The 21,062-nt window shown below is 38.2% G+C and carries 20 protein-coding genes, 2 tRNA genes and 3 pseudogenes; 4 read left to right on the top strand and 21 right to left on the bottom strand.

Annotated elements, in window-relative coordinates:
- Positions 1 to 13: 13 nt before the first annotated feature.
- From ACFIO5_RS03925 to ACFIO5_RS04000, 16 genes and pseudogenes are all read right to left on the bottom strand, one after another.
- Positions 14 to 823, bottom strand: a complete 810-nt coding sequence (locus ACFIO5_RS03925) for a biotin--[acetyl-CoA-carboxylase] ligase (protein WP_375643135.1) — start codon at positions 821 to 823, stop codon at positions 14 to 16.
- On the bottom strand, positions 823 to 2,277 hold the full coding sequence (gene nuoN / locus ACFIO5_RS03930) for an NADH-quinone oxidoreductase subunit NuoN (RefSeq protein ID WP_375643139.1): 1,455 nt from the start codon (positions 2,275 to 2,277) through the stop codon (positions 823 to 825). Before nuoN ends, ACFIO5_RS03925 begins: the two co-directional genes overlap by 1 nt.
- A 17-nt stretch (positions 2,278 to 2,294) precedes the next feature.
- On the bottom strand, positions 2,295 to 3,764 hold the full coding sequence (locus ACFIO5_RS03935) for an NADH-quinone oxidoreductase subunit M (RefSeq protein ID WP_273791287.1): 1,470 nt from the start codon (positions 3,762 to 3,764) through the stop codon (positions 2,295 to 2,297).
- Positions 3,764 to 5,728, bottom strand: coding sequence for an NADH-quinone oxidoreductase subunit L (gene nuoL / locus ACFIO5_RS03940; protein ID WP_375643159.1), 1,965 nt, complete (start codon positions 5,726 to 5,728; stop codon positions 3,764 to 3,766). Before nuoL ends, ACFIO5_RS03935 begins: the two co-directional genes overlap by 1 nt.
- Before the next feature lie 6 nt (positions 5,729 to 5,734).
- Complete coding sequence (nuoK, locus tag ACFIO5_RS03945) at positions 5,735 to 6,043, bottom strand: NADH-quinone oxidoreductase subunit NuoK (RefSeq protein WP_273791275.1); 309 nt, start codon at positions 6,041 to 6,043, stop codon at positions 5,735 to 5,737.
- 14 nt (positions 6,044 to 6,057) lie between these two features.
- The gene (locus ACFIO5_RS03950) at positions 6,058 to 6,678 is read right to left on the bottom strand and encodes an NADH-quinone oxidoreductase subunit J (protein WP_375611880.1); all 621 of its coding nucleotides are present in this window, start codon (positions 6,676 to 6,678) and stop codon (positions 6,058 to 6,060) included.
- Positions 6,679 to 6,772: 94 nt separating this feature from the next.
- Positions 6,773 to 7,264: an NADH-quinone oxidoreductase subunit NuoI gene (gene nuoI / locus ACFIO5_RS03955; protein ID WP_375634047.1), complete on the bottom strand. Its 492-nt coding sequence runs from the start codon at positions 7,262 to 7,264 to the stop codon at positions 6,773 to 6,775.
- Positions 7,265 to 7,278: 14 nt separating this feature from the next.
- Complete coding sequence (gene nuoH / locus ACFIO5_RS03960) at positions 7,279 to 8,325, bottom strand: NADH-quinone oxidoreductase subunit NuoH (protein WP_375618184.1); 1,047 nt, start codon at positions 8,323 to 8,325, stop codon at positions 7,279 to 7,281.
- 22 nt (positions 8,326 to 8,347) lie between these two features.
- On the bottom strand, positions 8,348 to 10,417 hold the full coding sequence (gene nuoG / locus ACFIO5_RS03965) for an NADH-quinone oxidoreductase subunit NuoG (protein ID WP_375705110.1): 2,070 nt from the start codon (positions 10,415 to 10,417) through the stop codon (positions 8,348 to 8,350).
- A gap of 68 nt (positions 10,418 to 10,485) precedes the next feature.
- Entirely contained in the window at positions 10,486 to 11,790 is a 1,305-nt protein-coding gene (nuoF, locus tag ACFIO5_RS03970; protein ID WP_375634679.1) for an NADH-quinone oxidoreductase subunit NuoF, read from the bottom strand.
- A gap of 129 nt (positions 11,791 to 11,919) precedes the next feature.
- Positions 11,920 to 12,610 (bottom strand): annotated as a pseudogene (nuoE, locus tag ACFIO5_RS03975) (NADH-quinone oxidoreductase subunit NuoE).
- Positions 12,610 to 13,800: an NADH-quinone oxidoreductase subunit D gene (locus ACFIO5_RS03980; protein ID WP_375705107.1), complete on the bottom strand. Its 1,191-nt coding sequence runs from the start codon at positions 13,798 to 13,800 to the stop codon at positions 12,610 to 12,612. The pseudogene nuoE and the gene ACFIO5_RS03980 overlap by 1 nt, the downstream one beginning before the upstream one ends.
- Before the next feature lie 120 nt (positions 13,801 to 13,920).
- Positions 13,921 to 14,532: an NADH-quinone oxidoreductase subunit C gene (locus ACFIO5_RS03985; protein WP_375705108.1), complete on the bottom strand. Its 612-nt coding sequence runs from the start codon at positions 14,530 to 14,532 to the stop codon at positions 13,921 to 13,923.
- A 14-nt stretch (positions 14,533 to 14,546) separates the two neighbouring features.
- Positions 14,547 to 15,128, bottom strand: coding sequence for a NuoB/complex I 20 kDa subunit family protein (locus ACFIO5_RS03990; protein WP_375634040.1), 582 nt, complete (start codon positions 15,126 to 15,128; stop codon positions 14,547 to 14,549).
- Positions 15,119 to 15,484, bottom strand: a complete 366-nt coding sequence (locus tag ACFIO5_RS03995; protein ID WP_005773599.1) for an NADH-quinone oxidoreductase subunit A — start codon at positions 15,482 to 15,484, stop codon at positions 15,119 to 15,121. The genes ACFIO5_RS03990 and ACFIO5_RS03995 overlap by 10 nt, the downstream gene beginning before the upstream one ends.
- 294 nt (positions 15,485 to 15,778) lie before the next feature.
- Positions 15,779 to 15,855: transfer RNA gene (locus ACFIO5_RS04000), tRNA-Asp, on the bottom strand.
- A 174-nt stretch (positions 15,856 to 16,029) separates the two neighbouring features.
- On the opposite strand from ACFIO5_RS04000, the gene ACFIO5_RS04005 reads away from it, so the two are divergent.
- Positions 16,030 to 16,105 (top strand) — tRNA-Val (locus ACFIO5_RS04005).
- A gap of 23 nt (positions 16,106 to 16,128) precedes the next feature.
- On the opposite strand, the pseudogene ACFIO5_RS04010 reads toward ACFIO5_RS04005, so the two are convergent.
- The 5 genes and pseudogenes from ACFIO5_RS04010 to ACFIO5_RS04030 all read right to left on the bottom strand — a co-directional run bounded on the left by ACFIO5_RS04010 (position 16,129) and on the right by ACFIO5_RS04030 (position 19,225).
- Positions 16,129 to 16,574 (bottom strand): annotated as a pseudogene (locus ACFIO5_RS04010) (XRE family transcriptional regulator).
- A gap of 49 nt (positions 16,575 to 16,623) precedes the next feature.
- A complete protein-coding gene (locus ACFIO5_RS04015; RefSeq protein WP_375634038.1) occupies positions 16,624 to 17,220 on the bottom strand; it encodes an AAA family ATPase in 597 nt (198 codons plus the stop codon).
- A gap of 44 nt (positions 17,221 to 17,264) precedes the next feature.
- A complete protein-coding gene (locus tag ACFIO5_RS04020; RefSeq protein WP_375634036.1) occupies positions 17,265 to 17,681 on the bottom strand; it encodes a hypothetical protein in 417 nt (138 codons plus the stop codon).
- Positions 17,682 to 17,780: 99 nt separating this feature from the next.
- Positions 17,781 to 18,203, bottom strand: a complete 423-nt coding sequence (locus tag ACFIO5_RS04025) for a hypothetical protein (protein WP_375634034.1) — start codon at positions 18,201 to 18,203, stop codon at positions 17,781 to 17,783.
- Between the two features lie 11 nt (positions 18,204 to 18,214).
- Positions 18,215 to 19,225: an alanine-zipper protein gene (locus ACFIO5_RS04030; protein WP_375635066.1), complete on the bottom strand. Its 1,011-nt coding sequence runs from the start codon at positions 19,223 to 19,225 to the stop codon at positions 18,215 to 18,217.
- 205 nt (positions 19,226 to 19,430) lie between these two features.
- Here ACFIO5_RS04030 and ACFIO5_RS04035 point away from each other — a divergent pair, with 205 nt between their 5' ends.
- From ACFIO5_RS04035 to ACFIO5_RS04045, 3 genes and pseudogenes are all read left to right on the top strand, one after another.
- Entirely contained in the window at positions 19,431 to 19,997 is a 567-nt protein-coding gene (locus ACFIO5_RS04035) for an LbetaH domain-containing protein (protein ID WP_375634031.1), read from the top strand.
- A gap of 74 nt (positions 19,998 to 20,071) precedes the next feature.
- Positions 20,072 to 20,899: a recombinase RecT gene (locus ACFIO5_RS04040; protein WP_375705109.1), complete on the top strand. Its 828-nt coding sequence runs from the start codon at positions 20,072 to 20,074 to the stop codon at positions 20,897 to 20,899.
- A 1-nt stretch (position 20,900) separates the two neighbouring features.
- Positions 20,901 to 21,062 (top strand): annotated as a pseudogene (locus ACFIO5_RS04045) (lambda exonuclease family protein); the annotation flags it as partial.

Consider the following 21,062-nt stretch of genomic DNA (forward strand, 5'->3'; position numbering starts at 1 on the left):
ATAAAATAATTTTTTAATAACGACCTGCATTAATAGAAGCAGCCGAACCAAAATGAACATCTCCAGCTGTTATAATGGCTGTCTGACCATTTTTTTGCTTTATGATGCAGTTAAAATCACTATCAAGACCATCAAAAACACCCTCAATGACTTTTTCATCATTCACCACTTTGACATGTTTCCCAAGATGAGCGGAATATAAAAGCCATTTTTTTCGGATTATTTCACATCCTTTTGGTTGTTTCCAAAGAAGGTAATTTTTAGAAAAACACTCCGTCAAAACCGTAAATAATTGTTCTGCATCAATACGCAAACCGATATTCTTTAAGCTTGAAGTGGAATAGGGTGCATCTTCATAATTATATTTCACATTTATTCCAATACCAATAACCAAGGCATATTGTTGTGATGACAATTTTAAAATCTCAAGCAAAACTCCAGAGCTTTTTTCTCCTCTGAGCAAAATATCGTTTGGCCATTTTAAGCTCACAATATTGTTTGTCTGTTTTTCCTCTTTTATTAATTGTTTTATTGCCTCTGCCACACTTACTCCAGCAACAAAACCAAGTTGAGCCGCAGTTTGATGAACAATATCATCAATTAATAAAAGACTAGAATAAAGGTTCCCTTTTGGACTAGACCAAGTCCTCCCTCTTCTTGCTCTTCCCTGTGTTTGTTCTTGTGCAACAATCCAAAGATTACCTTGATGACCAGTTTGCGCTTTTCGTTGCGCAATGAGATTTGTTGAATCAACACTATCGTACGCTTCAATAGTGTATCCCTGTTTTTGTGCAAAATCTGATAAAGTATAAACCATATTCATTAAAACAATACTGTTGCTGCTTTTTCTGCTAGTTCAGCGAACCAAACTCCAAAAAGCGCGTAAAATAAAATAAAGAATACAGAAAGACCAAGACAAAATTGAAGCTCTTTCGATAAAGCAACAAAATGCGCTTTTGCATCATCAAACCACATAATTTTAATGACTCTCAAATAGTAAAAAGCCCCAACGACAGACGCTATCATCCCAACGACAGCAAGTGGCGTAAGTCCAGCGTGGACAGCAGCAGAAAATGTATACCACTTTCCAAAAAAACCAGCCATAGGAGGTATGCTTGCTAAAGAAAAAAGCTGTATTGTCATCACAACAGCCATAAACGGATTCGTCTTTGCTAACCCTGAAAGATCATAAATATTTTCAACATTTCCATTCTGAGAGCGCATTCCAAGAATAAAGGCAAATGAACCAATCGTCATTCCAAGATAAATAGTCATATAAAGGATAACGCTTTTTATCCCAAGCATATCTCCAGCAGATAAACCAACAAGTGCATAACCCATATGACTGATCGACGAATAAGCCATTAAGCGCTTAATATTATTCTGACCGATTGCAGCAAAAGCACCCAGTATCATTGATGCAATCGCCATGAACACCAAAATTTGTTGCCATGCAGGCATCACGTTATCAACACGCCCTAGGGGAATAAAGGTCACCACAATAATACGGATGATTAAAGCCATTGCAGCAACTTTAGGGGCACCAGCAAAAAATGCTGTAATCGGTGTGGGCGCTCCTTCATAAACATCAGGTGTCCACATATGAAACGGAACAGCAGAAATTTTGAAAGCCAAACCAGCTAAAATAAAGACAATTCCAAAAATAACCCCCAATTGTACATTTTTATCTTTTAAAGCAAGAGCAATTTCGTGAAAACCAATTTGACCGGTAAAACCATAAAGCAAAGAAATACCATAAAGAAGCAACCCTGAAGATAATGCTCCTAAAACAAAGTATTTTATACCGGCTTCAGAAGATTTTACATTATTACGATTAATCGCTGCTAAAACATATAAAGCTAAAGATTGCAGCTCTAACCCCATATAAAGCGACAGCATATTACCCGCTGAAATCATAAACATCATTCCAAGGGTTGCTAAAAGAACAAGTACTGGAAACTCAAATATATTAAACTTTTGTGCATTGGCAAAACCAACAGACATGATAAGAGAAAAGAGTGCACCAATAAGCATTAAAATTTTCATATAACGACTAAAGGAATCGATAACGAGCGCATTGGTTTGAAATGAACCATTTTTAGGAAAAATTATAAGAATAATAATGGTTGCCACAAGAAGTGCTATGGCTAAACCTGTCACTGTTAAAGAAGCACGTGTATTGGAATAAACACCAATCATAAGCAGCACGACAGCTCCTAATGCAATTAAAAGCTCTGGAAGAATTAAGACTAATTGCGCTATTATTTCAGTTTGCATGTGCATTCTTCCCTTATCTAGTGCAGTTTATTGATGAGGGTTTCTACGGAAAACGCCGTTGCCTTAAGAATAGGCGTTGGATAGATACCAAAGAATATTGTAAGAATAACCATTGGATAAAGGAGGAATTTTTCTCTTAAAGAAAGATCTATTAATACTTTTAAATTCTCTTTATCCAAGGAACCAAAAACCACACGCCGATAAAGATAAAGGGCATAGGCTGCCGATAAGATAACACCTGTTGTTGCTAAAACAACAACCAATTTATTTACTTGAAAAACACCTATTAAGGTTAAAAATTCACCCAAAAATCCTGAGCTTCCAGGCAAACCAACATTTGCCATGGTGAAAATTAAGAAAACAACAGCATATTTAGGCATATTATTCACTAAACCACCAAACGCTGAAATTTCACGTGTATGCAAGCGATCATAGATAACCCCAACACAAAGAAACAATGCTGCTGAAACAATTCCATGGGATAGCATCTGATAAATAGCCCCTTGTATCCCCTGTTCATTCGCAGCAAAAATACCCATCGTTACATATCCCATATGCGCTATTGAGGAATATGCAATAAGTTTTTTGATGTCACTTTGAACAAGTGCAACCAGTGATGTATAAATAATAGCGATAAGCGATAATGTGAAAACAAAAGGCGCAAAATCTGCTGAAGCGATAGGAAACATAGGCAAAGAAAAACGAAGAAAACCATACCCACCTAATTTAAGTAAGACACCAGCTAAAATAACAGAACCCGCTGTCGGTGCTTCTACGTGAGCATCAGGGAGCCATGTATGAACTGGCCACATTGGCATTTTAACTGCGAAAGAAGCAAAAAATGCAAGCCATAACCATATTTGCATATGAGCAGGAAACTGATAATTGAGTAAAGTTGGTATATCAAGTGTCCCAGCCTCCCAATACATAACCATAAGAGCAACCAGCATAAGCACTGAACCAAGTAAAGTATATAAGAAAAACTTTATACTTGCATAAACACGACGTGCTCCTCCCCATACACCTATAATGATAAACATTGGAATGAGGCTGCCTTCAAAAAAAACATAGAATAGCATTGCATCAAGAGCACAAAAAACACCAATAATCGCAACTTCTAGAAGAAGAAACGCAATCATATAGGCTTTTAATCTCTCTTTAACATTCTCCCAACTTGCTAAAATACAGAAAGGCAAAAGAAAAGCCGAGAGAACAACAAAAAGAATAGAAATACCATCGACCCCCATATGATAGCTAATACCACCCCCTAACCAACTGGATTTTTCAACCATTTGAAAATTTTGGTTGCTAGAATCAAATCCTATCCAAATAATTAAAGAAATAATAAAAACAAATAGAGTCGTAAAAAATGCGACATTACGTATATTATGGCGTGCTACTTCACTATCATCTTTGATAAACAAAATCAGAAGAACACCAACAAGCGGCAAAAATGTAACCGTAGAAAGAATAGGCCAATCGGTCATTAGTTTACGCCCCCGATCATCATCCATGTAATGAGCAATGCAACGCCGATAAGCATTGCAAATGCATAGTGGTAAAGATAGCCTGTTTGCATTCGAACAACTCTATTTGTAATATCAACAACACGCGCTGCAATACCATTGGGACCTAGACCATCAATAATCTTACCGTCTCCCACTTTCCAAAAAAAAGAACCAATTCTAAAGGTAGGACGAACAAATAAAAAGTTATATAATTGATCGAAATACCACTTTTGGTAAAGAAAGTGATACACTCCTGGCATAATACGCGCCATTTTCTTGGGAAGAGAGGGAGCCACAATATAAAATAAATAAGCCAACATAAACCCAAGAATCATTGCTATAAAAGGCGACCATTTTACCCAATTAAAAACATGGTGAGCATCATGAAGAATATGATTATGGCTGCTTGTAAACAATGCTCCCTTCCAAAAAGCATTATACAAGTCACCAAAAAAGTAAGGTTGGAAAACGACACCAGAAAATATTGCTCCAATAGATAAAAGAAAGAGTGGAATCAACATAACTGGAGGCGATTCATGAACATGATGCATCACATCAACTGTTGCCCGTGGTTTACCATGGAATGTCATAAAGATAAGTCGCCATGAATAGAAACTTGTTAAAAAGGCAGCAAAAACAAGAAGATAAAAAGCATATCCTGAAGCAATATTATGAGATGCAAAAGCAGACTCTATAATCGCATCTTTTGAGAAAAAACCTGCAGTCCCGAAAAGTGTTCCTGGAATTCCAACTCCGGTCAAGGCAATGGTCCCGACCATCATCATCCAATAGGTGATCTTTATATGTTTGCGTAACCCACCCATTTTTCGCATATCTTGTTCATCAGACACAGCATGAATCACAGAACCTGCACCAAGAAACAATAAGGCTTTAAAAAAAGCATGCGTAAAAAGATGAAAGACAGCAGCGCCATAAGCTCCAACACCTAATGCCACAAACATATAACCAAGTTGAGAGCATGTAGAATAAGCAATAACACGCTTAATATCATTCTGCACCAACCCCACAGTTGCTGCAAAAAACGCTGTTGTTGCACCAACAATAATAATCACGGTCAAAGCAGTTGAAGAAAGTTCAAAAATTGGCGACATACGCGCAATCATAAAAACACCAGCCGTTACCATTGTAGCGGCATGAATAAGCGCTGATACAGGAGTTGGCCCTTCCATTGCATCAGGCAGCCAAGTATGTAAAAGAAATTGTGCGGATTTTCCCATCGCACCAATAAATAATAAAAGACATGTAATGGTAATTGCCGTCTGCCCATCAAATTGCCAATCTAAAAATGTCATATTTTGTATAAAGCTCTTGTCGGCAGCTTTTGCAAAAATAGAGGCAAAATCAACCGATTGGAACAAAACAAAAATACTAAAGATTCCTAAGAGAAAACCAAAGTCTCCAACACGGTTAACTACAAAAGCTTTCATTGCGGCCTTATTAGCAGAATCGCGCTGAAACCAAAAACCAATGAGTAAATAAGAAGCAAGTCCGACACCTTCCCATCCAAAAAACATCTGAATCAAATTATTGGATGTGACCAACATAAGCATCATAAATGTAAACAAAGAAAGATAAGAAAAAAAACGAGACCTTGAAGGGTCATGGTGCATATAACCAATTGAATAAATATGCACTAATGCCGAAACACTATTCACAACAATAAGCATGACAGCTGTTAATGCATCAACATGTAAAGCCCAATTAAAGCTTAAGTCACCAACAGTCATCCAATGTAATACCAATACATCAATCGCTGGAATATGACCAAGTGCAGTACTGAAAAATACTATCCACGATAATATGGCAACAACAACCATAAAGCTACATGTTATCAATTCACTCGCACGATCTCCTATCGTTTTTCCACCTAGTGCAGCAATTAAAAAACCCAAAAGCGGAAGAAAGACAATCGTATAATACATCACTGGTTAGCCTTTCATTACATTAACATCTTCAACCGCAATGGAACCACGATTACGGAAAAAAACGACCAGAATTGCTAAACCAATGGCAGCTTCAGCAGCTGCTACGGTTAAGACAAATAAAGCGAATACCTGACCAACGAGATCATGAAGAAATGCTGAAAATGCAACAAAATTGAGATTAACTGAAAGCAATATAAGCTCAATGGACATCAAGATAATAATCACATTTTTTCTGTTGAGAAAAATTCCAGCAATACCAATTGTAAACATTAAAGCAGAAACAGTGAGATAATGTGTAATATCAATATACATCTGCATAGCCCCCCTTACATACCTTTGCCTGATTCAACTTGTTTGATTTCAATGGCACTTTCTACCGTTCTAGAAACTTGCTCCGCAATAGATTGCCGCTTTACTCCTAATTTATGACGAAGTGTTAAAACAATAGCTCCAATCATTGCAACCAATAAAATCATTCCAGCAATTTGAAAATAGAAAACATAATCCGTATAGAGAATATCACCTAATGCTTGTGTATTTGTTCGCTGCGCTAAATCTGGCATTGGTTGCGTAACATGCGTTCTCAAGACTGGAGAAAAATAGCTACTCATAAAAACAACAATCAATTCTACAGCGATAATAACACCAATAAGAGCTCCAATAGGAGCATACCGAAGAGTTCCACTCTTTAACTCAGCAAAATCAACGTCAAGCATCATAACGACAAATAAAAATAAAACAGCGACAGCTCCAACATACACAACAAGCAGAATAAGCCCTAAAAACTCTGCTCCTGCAAGTAAAAACAAAGCTGCTGCATTAAAAAATGCGAGGATTAAAAACAAAACAGAATGCACTGGATTGCGTGCTGTAATAACAATAACTGCACTTGTTAGCATAATAAAAGCAAACAAATAGAAAAATGCCGCCGCTAGATCTGTTAGCATAGGCTTCTCCTTAATTATTCAAACAATTGGTATAAACTTCATACCAGATTACAATTTATCGGAAAAATATCCGACACCTCATTTAACGATACACTTAACGATAAGGCGCATCCATCAATATATTTCGAGCAATTTCTCGCTCCCATCGATCTCCATTCAATAAAAGTTTTTCTTTATCATAATAAAGTTCTTCACGTGTTTCCGTCGCAAACTCAAAATTTGGACCTTCGACAATAGCCTCAACCGGACAGGCTTCTTGACAAAAACCACAGTAAATACATTTAACCATGTCTATATCATAACGGATAGTTCTACGTGTACCATCATTGCGCCGTGGCCCAGCTTCAATTGTAATCGCTTGAGCAGGACAAATCGCTTCACATAATTTACAAGCAATACACCGTTCTTCACCATTTGGATAGCGACGCAATGCATGCTCACCGCGAAAACGCTGAGATACAAAACCTTTTTCATAAGGATAATTAATCGTGGGTTTTGGTGAAAAAAATTGACGCATAGCTAAGAAAAAAGCACTCACAAATTCCAATAGAAGAAGTGACTTTGCCGCCTGAATAAAACCTGACATCGTAACATCTCCTCTTAAACGAAATCCGTAAACTTTAAAAAAGCAGCAGTTATCACAACCATTGCTAGTGAGAGAGGAAGAAAAACCTTCCAACCAAGCCGCATAAGCTGATCATAGCGATAACGTGGAACAAATGCTTTGACCATAGCAAACCAAAAAAATACAAAACAGACTTTTAAAACAAACCAAATGATACCAGGAACCCAATTAAGCCACCAAACATCTAAAGGAGGCAGCCAACCGCCTAAAAATAGAATAGTTGTTAATGCGCACATTAAAACAATCGCAACATATTCACCAAGAAAAAAGAGCATGTAAGGCGTTGAAGAATATTCAACCATATGACCAGCAACAAGTTCAGATTCTGCTTCCACCAAATCGAATGGAGGACGGTTTGTCTCTGCGAGCGCAGAAATAAAAAATATAATAAACATTGGAAAAAGGACCAACCAATTCCAATCGAGAAAGCTGTTAAAAGGAAGACCAAGAGTTGTACCAATTCCAGAACTTTGTTTATGAACAATTGTTGTGAGATCCAACGAACCACTTATTAAAATGACAGTCACAAGCACAAAACCAATGGAAACTTCATAAGAAACCATTTGTGCCGCCGAACGAAGAGCTCCTAAGAAAGGATATTTTGAATTTGATGCCCATCCCCCCATAATAACACCATAAACTTCAAGAGATGAAATGGCTAAAATATAAAGCAAGCCAACATTAATCTTTGCAACCTCCCAACCCTCATTGACAGGAATAACAGCCCAAGTTGATAAAGCAAGTGTCGCTGAAACAAAAGGAGCTAAAAGAAAAACACCCTTATTTGCACCTGCAGGGATAATAGGCTCCTTAACAACAAATTTAATTAAATCTGCAAAAGACTGTAACAAACCCCATGGTCCAACAACGTTTGGTCCACGACGCAATTGTACCGCTGCCCAAATTTTTCTATCTGCATAAAGAAGATAAGCAACTAAGACCAAAAGAACGACCAAAAGAAGAAGTGTTTTTCCGATTATAATGAGTAATGGCAACAGCCAAGTCATAAAGAAATCATACATCATTATTCCTTTTCCTTTGCCCTTACTTTACTGTTTGTGTAGCATGGTTTTTTGCAAGAGATGAACATTCAGCCATAACAGCAGAAGCACGTGCTATCGGATTTGTTAAATAAAAATCTTTAACCATAGAAGTAAATGCTTGACTCTCGAGAGAAACCATTTTTGAACCAAGCGCCTTAAGACCACTTATATCAGAAGGCACTATATCATCAACAGCACAAAGGTGTGGATAATCGTTAAACAAGCATTGCCTTAATTGAGAGAGAGAATCAAAAGGGAGCTTTTGTCCTAAAATATCCGATAAAGCACGCAAAATAGCCCAATCTTCTTTTGCTTCACCTGGAGCAAAACCAGCCCGATTTGTCATTTGAACACGTCCTTCTGTATTCACATAAAGCCCTGATTTTTCAGTGTAAGCAGATGCAGGCAAAATAACGTCAGCAGCATGTGCACCATTATCACCATGGCTCCCAATATAAACTGTAAAAGCTTTTGTATTGGCTAATTCTACTTCATCAGCACCAAGCAAAAATAGAACTTCACAGGTTTTAAGTATATTTGCAACCCCAAGCTTAGAAGTAAAGCCTATGTCCAACCCTCCAACAATTGATGCTGCATTATGAAGAACCCCAAACCCATTCCATGTCTCACTAAGAGCACCAATATTATCAGCTAATTTAGCAAGACTTTTTAAAACAGATAAACCTTCATTTCCTGAAACCGCTCCCTCTCCGATAAGAATAAGGGGCCTCTTCGCTTCTTTTAAGACATTAAAAAAAACATCCTCTCCACGAATAAGTGTCGTTAATGTATCACTCCCAGATCCAAGGTAAGAATAAGGATAACGTAAATCGACTTTCTCTCCAATTAATGCAATAGGAAAATTGCCCATCCGTTGGCGCTTTAAAATACGCGCATTTAAAACAGCTGCTTCATGACGTGGATTAGATCCCACAATAAGCAGTGCATCAGCCTGTTCAATACCTACAATTGTAGGATTAAAAATATAACTCGAGCGCCCAAACTCTGGCGATAAAGCCCCCCCTCTTTGACGACAATCAAAAAGCGTTGAGCCCAAAGAGCTCAATAATGCTTTAAGGGCATACATTTCTTCAACAGAAGCAAGATCCCCCGCAATGGCTCCAATTTTTTCTGGAAAAATTTTAGAGATTACCATTTTGATTTTTGCAAAAGCTTCTGTCCAACTGACAGGTTGAAGCTTTCCATCTTTGCGTACATATGGCTTATCAAGCCGCTGAGTCCGTAATCCATCCCAAATAAAACGCGTTTTATCAGAGATCCATTCCTCATTTACATCTTCATTTGTACGCGGCATAATCCGCATAACTTCACGGCCGCGGCTATCAATACGGATAGCACTACCAAGCGCATCCATCACATCAATCGATTCCGTTTTTACCAATTCCCATGGACGGGCATGAAACGCATAAGGTTTTGAAGTTAAAGCTCCCACTGGACAAAGATCAATAACATTTCCCTGTAATTCAGATGTCATAGCTTTTTCAAGATACGTCGTAATTTCAGCATCTTCACCACGACCGATCAAACCAAGCTCAGAAATACCTGCAACTTCCGTTGTAAAACGAACACACCGTGTACAATGAATACATCGTGTCATAACAGTTTTGACAAGAGGTCCAATATATTTATCTTCTACAGCACGTTTATTTTCTGTATAACGAGAACAATCTCGTCCATAAAGCATTGCTTGATCTTGAAGATCACACTCTCCCCCTTGATCACACACTGGACAATCCAAAGGATGATTAATGAGAAGAAATTCCATAACACCTTCACGTGCTTTTTTTACCATCTCCGTATTGGTAAAAATCTCAGGTACCTCACCGTTAGTCCCTAATCGTAAATCACGAACCCCCATAGCACAAGAAGCCTGAGGTTTTGGAGGACCACCTTTAACCTCAACTAAACACATACGACAATTTCCAGCAATTGACAAAGATTCATGAAAACAAAAACGTGGAATTTCTACCCCAGCCGCCTCAGCAGCCTGAAGCAACGTGTAGTAATCAGGAACTTCAATCTCTTTGCCATCAACTTTGATATTTATCATCACCCATCCAACCTGCAGATAACCCACTTAAAATTTGCATTCGGTTGCTCTTAAAACAAAATCCTTTATTAAACCGCTTCTAAAGCAATATTTTTGCTTTGGACTACATTTCGCGTGTATTCATCAATTCTACGCTCGATTTCCGGACGAAAATTACGTATCAACCCCTGTACAGGCCATGCGGCAGCATCACCAAGCGCACAAATAGTGTGTCCTTCAACCTGTTTAGACACTTCAAACAAAAGATCAATCTCGCGTTTTTGCGCTCTTCCCTCAACCATACGCCCTAAAAGACGCATCATCCATCCCGTCCCCTCACGACACGGTGTACACTGACCACAACTCTCGTGCTTGAAAAAAGCAGCTATACGCCAAATTGCCTTGATAATATCGGTTGATTTATCCATAACAATCATTCCCCCTGTGCCAAAAGAAGACCCGACATCTCGCATCCCATCAAAATCCATGATCGCATCGATCATATCCTCACCACGAACGACTGGACAAGAAGCCCCCCCTGGAATAACTGCTAAAAGATTATTCCATCCACCACGAACACCACTCGTATGTTTTTCAATTAATTCACGGAATGAAACACCAAGAGCGTCTTCAAATGTACAAGGTGCATTAACATGCCCTGAAACCATAAATAATTTCGTTCCAACATTATTTGCTCGTCCGATTGATGAAAACCACGAAGCCCCCCGCCGCAAAATCGTTGGAACAACGGCAATAGACTCTACATTATTTACTGTTGTTGGACAGCCATAAATCCCCATATTGGCAGGAAATGGCGGTTTAAGCCGAGGTTGTCCCTTTTTCCCCTCAAGACTTTCAAGAAGAGCCGTTTCTTCACCACAAATATAAGCACCAGCTCCATGATGAATAACAATATCACAAGCATGCCCATATTTCGTTTTTTTACCAAGTAAACCCGCATCATAGCATTCATCAACGGCAGCTTGAAGCGCTTCACGTTCACGAATATATTCACCACGAATATAAATAAAAGCAACATTGGCTCCCATAGCAAAAGTAGCGATTGCACATCCTTCAATCAAAGTATGGGGGTCATGACGTAAAATATCACGGTCTTTACAAGTTCCAGGTTCAGATTCATCGGCATTGACAACCAAATAATGAGGACGCCCATCACTCTGCTTTGGCATAAAGGACCACTTCATTCCAGTAGGAAAACCAGCACCACCACGACCGCGTAAACCCGATGCCTTCACTTCATCAATGATCCAATCACGACCTTTGTCAATCATTTCTTTCAGACCATTCCAATGCCCACGCAACATCGCAGCCTTTAATGATTTGTCTTTTAAACCATAAATATTGGTGAAGATACGATCTTTATCAGCTAGCATACCCCACCTTTTTTTCTATTACCCATAGCATTTTCCGCTTTTCCTCAAATGCAATTTTTAAATATCTTTTCAAGACTTCTTACTTTTCGTTAAATGTTGCCATCATGGGTAGAATAATAAAATATTTTCTCAAGAAAAATACTTAATTATGTTCCCCATTCTTTCCTTATCCTTTTTTGGTGAAGACTTGAGAGATCTTTTTTTCTTTCTCATCATCAATAAGAGAAGTTAAACCACTAATCGGTTCCGACGATTTACGACTATTTTGCGGACCAACCGCTATCTCAGAACCCTTCCCTGCTTCAAATGCATCAATAATTTCTTCAAGGCGTTCAGCTGTAAGATCTTCATAAGTATCTTTAAAAATCATAACCATCGGAGCATTCACACAAGCACCGAGACACTCTACCTCTTCCCATGATAAGGTTCCATCCTGATTGGTCGCAAAAGGTTCATGATGAATTTTTTTCTGACAAACTTTAATCAATTCATCAGAACCACGTAACATACAAGGCGTTGTACCACAAACTTGAATATGCGCTTTTGTTCCAACAGGCTTAAGCTGAAACTGAGTATAAAAAGTCGCAACTTCTAAGACACGGATATAAGCCATGGAAAGAATCTGAGCAATATGTTCAATTGCAGCACGTGTCACCCAACCATCTTGCTCTTGAGCACGCATTAATAATGGAATTACAGCAGACTGCTGACGCCCTGCAGGATATTTTTTTATGGTATTTTTTACCCATATCTGATTTTCTTTTGTAAAAGAAAACTCCGCAGGCTGATAAACATCATCTGCAAGACGGCGTACGGACATTAGCGATCAACCTCCCCAAAAACAATATCAATCGAACCCAAAATAGCTGTAGCATCTGCTAACATATGACCTCTGGTTAAAAAATCCATAGCTTGGAGATGAGCAAACCCAGGAGCACGCAACTTGACACGATAAGGCTTATTGGTTCCATCAGAAACAAGATAAACACCAAACTCACCCTTCGGAGCTTCCACAGCAACATATACTTCTCCAGGAGGTGTATGAAAACCTTCCGTATAGAGTTTAAAGTGATGAATCAGTGCTTCCATCGAGCTTTTCATTTCACTCCGCGTCGGTGGTACAATTTTGCGATCCAAGCTCGAAACCGGTCCATTTTTTTCAGTACTCAGTAAACGCTCCACACATTGGCGCATAATTTTCGCTGATTGACGCATTTCTTCCATACGAATAAGATAGCGATCATAACAATCGCTATTTTTACCTATAGGAATATCGAATTCCATTTCATCGTAACATTCATAAGGCTGACTTTTACGCAAATCCCATGGAACACCAGCTCCACGAATCATAACCCCAGAAAAACCGCGTGCCCAAGCTTCATCAATACTTACAACGCCAATATCCACATTACGCTGCTTAAAAATCCGATTTGGGGTCACAAGCGCATCAAGTTTTCCGAGAGAAACAAGAAATGGATCAATAAAATCACCAATATCCTCAACTAAAGATTCTGGTAAATCTTGATGCACGCCACCAGGACGAAAATAATTTGCATGAAGACGAGCACCACAGGCACGCTCATAAAAAATCATCAATCTTTCACGTTGCTCAAATCCCCAAAGCGGTGGTGTTAAAGCACCAACATCCATTGCCTGTGTCGTTACATTAAGCAAATGATTAAGAATACGCCCAATTTCAGAAAACAAAACACGTATTAATTGCCCTCTTTTAGGAACTTTTATATCTAATAACTTTTCAATAGCAAGAACAAAAGCATGTTCCTGATTCATAGGAGCAACATAATCCAAACGATCTAGATAAGGACCAGCTTGGATATAAGTCTTTGTTTCCATTAATTTTTCAGTACCGCGATGCAACAACCCAATATGTGGATCTACACGCTCAACAACTTCACCGTCCAGCTCCAGAACCATGCGCAAAACCCCATGCGCGGCAGGGTGCTGCGGACCAAAATTGATATTAAAGTTTCGAACATTGACCTCAGCCACAATCAACCCCTTGCTTTTTAAAAAACTTCATATCAAATATCAAAAAATCTATCACGCTAAAAAATATTTAATTATTTAAGAAATACAGTACTCTAATATAATGCCTTATCAAAACCAATATTATTTTTTTTCATCTGCTTTCCCATCACATGGCAAAGTATACTGTCCTCCTTCCCAAGGAGAAAGAAAATCAAAATTACGCATCTCTTGGCGCAAAACAACAGGCTCATAAACCACCCTCTTTGCTTCATTATCATAACGGCATTCAACAAATCCTGTCACAGGAAAGTCTTTGCGTAAAGGATATCCTTCAAACCCATAATCTGTTAAAATCCGTCTCAAATCCGGATGTCCTGAAAATAAAATCCCATACATATCATACGTTTCACGTTCATACCACTCTGCGCCAGGATAAACCGTGCAAGCTGAAGCAACAGGAGTATTTTCATCTGTACGAACTTTTACACGTAAGCGTAAATTCTCACGAGGAGATAACAATTGGTAAGAAACATCAAAGCGCTTATCGCGAGAAGGATAATCCACACCACTAATGTCTGTAAGATTAATAAATTGACAGCGAGAATCATCACGAACAAACATTAAAACATCGATAATTGCATCAAGACGTGCCACAATGGTCAATTCACCAAAAGCAAGAACAGTCTCTTCAAGCTTATTTTTTAATTTGTTTTCCAAATAAGCAGCAAGCTCAACCAATGTTTCATCCACCATGACAAGAAAACTCTCTATCGCTCTATGGATCCGGTACGACGGATTTTTTTCTGTAGCAACAATATGCCGTATAATAATGCCTCTGCTGTAGGTGGACACCCTGGGACATATATATCGACAGGCACGATACGATCACATCCCCGCACTACTGAATAGGAATAATGATAATATCCCCCACCGTTTGCACATGATCCCATAGAAATCACATAACGTGGCTCTGGCATCTGATCGTACACTTTTCTTAAAGCAGGAGCCATCTTATTTGTTAGAGTACCTGCCACCACCATCACATCTGACTGGCGGGGTGAAGCTCGTGGTGCATATCCAAAACGCTCATTATCATAATGAGGCATTGAACATTGCATCATTTCGATAGCACAACAAGCCAAACCAAAACTCATCCACATTAAAGAACCGGTACGTGCCCAAGTAATCAAAGCATCTGCCGAGGTAACTAAAAAACCCTTATCTGACAATTCAGCATTGATATCACGAAAAAACTCATCGTCAGATCCTATCAGCCCACCAGTATTTGGATCAATGATTCCTTTTGGTTTTGGAGCCTCAATCGTTGAATTATTAGATCTTAATTCCATTCAAGGGCTCCTTTTTTCCATTCATATATAAATCCAATAGTCAAAATCGCTAAAAACACAATCATCGACCAAAAGCCAAACATACCTATTGATTCGAATGAAACAGCCCAAGGAAAAAGAAATGCAACTTCAAGATCAAAAATAATAAATAAAATTGATACCAAATAGAAACGAATATCAAATTTCATGCGTGCATCACTAAATGAATTAAACCCACATTCATAAGCCGATAATTTTTCAGGATCGGGGGAACGATATGCTACAATATAAGGTGTAATCAACAAAACTCCAGCAATAACCGCTGACACAATAATGAAAATTAAGACTGGCAAATAAGAGCTCAATAAATAAGCCATAACCCTCTTCCATCGTAACGAAATGCCTGAGTTTAACACAATGATTCAATATTGCGTGACCAAACAGACAAATTTAACAATCGCTCTATTAACTCTATTCATACTGCTTCAAAGGCATACAGAGCGATACTTTTCTTATCGGCATAGGTAACGCAGAGCAAAGAAAGACGCAAGCCCTATTCTTATAAACCATATAAAAAGAAAGAAAATATTTATTCCCCAATCAAACACTCCACCACATTACTCATAGCATATGGATATTTTAAAAAGGAAATTTTATAAGGAATCACGAAATGGCGCGAGTGACGGGGCTCGAACCCGCGACCTCCGGCGTGACAGGCCAGCACTCTAACCAACTGAGCTACACCCGCGCATTTTTTTTCGAACCAATTTAATTGGGTACAAGCGGTCGTGTAAGGGGTTCATGCGTTTATGTCAAGAAGGATTATGCATTTTTAAAAAAAATTATCAAATCCTATCTTTATTCTTGCGTTTAGAAAAATTTTTCCTTAAAGAGTTTCCATTCAATTGCTGATCATTGCATTGGGCGATTAGCTCAGCTGGTAGAGCGCCTCGTTTACACCGAGGATGTCGGGAGTTCGAGTCTCTCATCGCCCACCATATAGCTTTATATTCCTATTCAGTTATTGATTCTTCATATATTTTTTAAAGATTAAGGGATGCCTAAATAAAGTTAGGGGAATATGGTTTTTACTCTTTCCTTTACAAAGCGCATTCTTTTTGCCAGCTTTCTCTAACAATTTTTTAATAGTTCTAAATCTTCTTGTGAAATAATGTTTATCAGTCTAGCAAACATACCAACAGCTTCACATCTAAATGTATCAGAAGACTTTATAGTGAAACTTTTACAACAAGAATCCGATTCTCTTTTCAAAATTTCTGCTACCTCTTGATCTAAATCATAGAGTTCAATGATCTTTTCTTCCATGCCAATAGGTAGAGATTTTTTGCTAATCTCTACAGAAGATAAAAATGATACAGATATGTCTAATTTCTTAGCCATATCTAAGAGACGTTCGGAGTGATCAATACGAAGTTTGCGTAAAGTTTTACAAAAGGGTGTTAGCATTTAAATAAAACTCGTAAGAGTATAAGCTTTACGGCATAAACTGAGAAAATTATCCACCAATAATATGTTTCACGCAATCAGCAATGTGATTTACTTTCTTTGCATTAGCAGCAACTCCATTAAATTTTTTTATAATCCAATCATCTCCTGTTCCAAGGTGTGTAATCCATGTTTTTTGAACAATAGGCTCAACAGCCCTCACAGTTTCTTCAGTAGATGTAGTTAATTCCAGAAATCTTTCACAAACAATTCGAGGCGCTTCAAAATCATTTGCTTCATTACGTACGGTAAACAAATTATCCAAATTATCGTCGTTAATAAGATAAGGGGAATGCGTCGAATAAATTACTTTATTGCCCTTTATGCTCGATAAAGTTTGTAAAGAGCTTAATATTTTTCTCTGTGGGTGAATATGTAAATTATTTGCTGGCTCATCCAATAAAAAAATTATTCCATTTTTGCTTCTATGCCTGCGAACTTCTGTAAGGACTTTAAAACAAAAAAAACAACTAAACCCTTTACTTCTCTCATGTAAATAAAAAAAGAGGTTATTTGCTTTAATTTGTAAACAATAATCTACAAAACCACTATTAGATTTTTCTATTATACAATCATCAAAAAGGCTCTTCCCTTCAGTAATATCCACCCAACCTTCCTTCACTACTGACTTCAAATAACCATTGATCAATCCTATACGCTGCTTAACAGCATCGTTGTCATCACAATCAACAATATCTTCCTGAAAACCAATACCAAGATTTTTTTCTTATTTTGTACTCGATTGGATGAGCCATAAACATACCGACATGCTTGGCTCGCATCTCCAAGGCAAGTATGGGGATTGTAAGTATTTGTGAACATGTTCCATGTTTCTTTCCACCAGTTACTGCCAGCAGGTATTGTCTCATAAGTATAGCCATTGCCGCTAATAATTCTGCTTACAAAGTCATATCTATTCCCATCAAAACCAATAGTGGTTTGTTTGCCATCACTCACATAACCTAACAGACCGGATGCAACTAAAACATTAGCCGCTGGTCCATGGAAATTGATCGTTGTATTGCCAGCTACATCATTTACACCTTCTTGTTTGAAAGAATTCATCATAATTAAAGCCTGTCAAACTGCCACAACTATGGGCATCAAAATGCAATCCTGTGTTACCATAGCGAGACATTAGATCTTTTGCTTCTTGTGTTGAATTGGTCAATCCCAAAAAAGTCTGCCTTCCAGAAGCTTCTGATAGCCCGCGACCAGAAGTTCTGAGATAGCAGAATTGGCTTCTGGGAACACAACAAAATAAAGCGGTGCATTTTTATCCTTCGCATATTGAACCGCATAAACAGCAGCTTCCTCTGGTGGAGTAAAGATGCCATTAAAGGAGACATGAACCTTGCCATCAGAACCTTTTTGTAAATTCTGTTGTTTTTCATCCGTTAAATAATGATATTGCAGCTGTGGGTTTCCATGACTGTCTCTTATAGGATTTCCATTTTCATCGGTTGCATAGATCACATTGCCATTTTCATCGTGATCCACGGTAGCTAGATGACAAGAAATTGATTTATAATGATAATTTACTGTTTTGTATGTTGATTGAGAGTCTCGAATAACGTAAGATTCTCTCATTTCAAACCTGCTTATCTTGAATCAATCAAAATCATTCCCTTGCACGTCAAAAGCGGGATGAATGTGTGGATCAAATTTGTATAAGAAAGGATTAAAAAATGGCTCTTATGAACCGTCGGATTGTCCGAAACATTAAAGCCGATCTCATTATTATTAGTGAGGGTTAGTATAAGATAAATATAATAATCCTTGCCTGCTTCAAGAGGTTTTGTAATAAGAAAACTCACACCCTTTGTAAGACGGTGCAAGGTGTACCTATTCCCATGCTCTCCACCATGATAACAGCGAAAAAATGCGCCGCTGTTGATTATAATACCTCTTCTTTTTTGCAAATCCGCTTCCCGAATTCTTTGTGGTTGAACAAAACGCACATTCTCTAAAAAATAAGTAGAAAAAGAATTTACACTACCTTCAAGAAAAGAAAGACTGTCACTGTTCCTCTGTGCCTTCTCTTGAACTTCTGTCAATGCACTTTTTGCTTCTTCCGCTAAAGCTTTTGCCTCAGAGGCGGCTGTATTCGCAGAATTTGTCGTTGCTGTAACCATGTCTAATGAACTCTTGACCTCTCCAAGCCCTTGCTTCGTCGTATCAGCTTCTTCTTTTGCTTGCTCCGCAACACTCTTCGCTTCTTCTGCTGTCGACTTCGCAGTCTCGGCTACTTCCTTGGCTTCTTCTGATAAACTTTTTGCACTCAAAGCGGTTTGGCTTGCATGATCACTCGTGGATTTTGCTTCATTGGCTATTGTTTCTAAGCCTTCTGCTTTAGATTTTGCATCGCTAGCCTCTCTTAGTGCTTGATCTACTTTCTCTGTTACACTCTCTGCTGCACTTTTCGCCGCTTCCGCCAAACCCTTCGCTTCTGAAGCTGTTTGCGAGGCTTGTTCCACTCCTGTTTGCGCCGATTCGGCAACTCTCTTAACAGAGGAAATGGAGGCTTTAACTTCATCACACGCATCCTTTGTCTGTTCTGAAAGAGCCTTTGCCTCTTCTGATGTGCTTACCGCTGTCTCTGATTGTGACAATGCATTGAATTATAATGATAATTCACTGTTTTGTATGTTGAATGAGAGTCTCGAATAACGTAGGATTCTCTCATTTCAAAGCTGTTTATCTTGAATCAATCAAAACCACTCATTTGCACATAACAAGTGGGATGAGTGTGTGGATCAAATTTGTATAAGAAAGGATTAATGACAATAGAAGAATCTCAACTGGAGAAAAGACCAGATGAAAAAATACGAGCTCACTGATGAAATAAAAGAATTTCATGATACAAGAACCGATAAAAGTAAAAAACTTTATCGCATACGTGCATTAAGAGATTTTAGAAATATTAAAAAAGGTTACTTAGGCGGCTATATACAAAAAGAAGACAACCTATCGCATGAAGGCGATTGTTGGGTTTGGCATAAAGCTATAGTTTATGGTGACGCTAAGATTTTCGGCAATGCACAAGTATTTGAACGCGCAAAAATTACAGGCAGGGCGCGTGTTTATGAAAATGCAAAAGTTTGCGGTGGAGCATATGTTGAATATGATGCGCAAATTTACGGCAATGCACAAATTTATGGTGAGGCTCGAGTTTTGGGCCATGTTTATGGCAATGCCCGTGTCTATGGAGATGCTTATATAAGTGATAAAGCACACATTTCCGGAAATATAAAAATTCTAGATGGAGTATATATTTTCGATAATGTAAATATTTCTGGTAATCTTGAAATTCGTGGACGCAATTCAATCATCTACGAAAGTGACTATTCAGCAAGCGATATAAGCTACATAAGCCGTTTCTAACACCGAAAAACCAATTTTTAAACACCAGCGTGATTCACGCCACGGGTGAATTGCGCGCAATGTAGGAAATCAAGATGAAAAATTCTACTTTTTTAAACGAAATGGCAGAAAAATATGGATTTTCTGCTGAAGAATTTCGAGAAACAATCATAAAAACTTGTATTGGATATAAAAATGCTAGTGTCATCACTGATGCAGAATTTGCCGTTTTTCTTTTTGTTGCCAATACTTATGGACTTAACCCTTTAACAAAAGAAATCTATGCACTCCCTAAAAAAGGCGGCGGCATCATACCCGTTGTTTCTATCGACGGTTGGATAAAGATCATCAAATCAAATTCTGACTTTGATGGCATGACCTTTCAAGATCAAATCAATGAGGATGGCAATATCATTGCTATCAAATGTGCTATTCGTCTCAAAGGGATTAAAGACCCTATCGAAGTCACCGAATATCGCAAAGAATGCGAACAAGACCACAGTGACCCTTGGAAAAAATACCCCGCACGTATGTTGCGCCATAAAGCTACTATACAGTGTGCTCGCTATGCTTTCGGGCTTTCCGGTATTTATGAAGAAGATGAAGCAAAACGTATCAATGAAACAAACCATAACCTACAAACGAAGTTAGTTTCTTATGATGTGCTTACGCAAATCAAACAATTAATAAACATCACTCAAACAGAAGAAGAAAAAGTGCTTCAGTATGGACGAGTCCAAAAGCTTGAAGATCTTCCTGATGAAGTAGCACAAAGTATTTTGGATGTTTTGCAAAAGAGACAGCATGAAAAAGAACAATCTTTCCTACAACAAAAGCAAATAGAGGCGCCTATACAAGATGCCGAATATATTCACGTCCAAGATATAGAATATGCACCACAAGAACAAAGAACGGCGGTGTGAGATGGAACAAAGAACAGCAGAATGGTTTCAAGCGCGCTTGGGTAAAGTCACCGCATCAAACATTTACAACATACTCAATAAAACTACAAAAGGATTGCCTACGAGCAAATATGAAGACTACAAAATCAAACTCATAACAGAGCGCTTAACAGGCGAAACAAGC

This window comes from Bartonella sp. AA86SXKL, assembly GCF_042196885.1.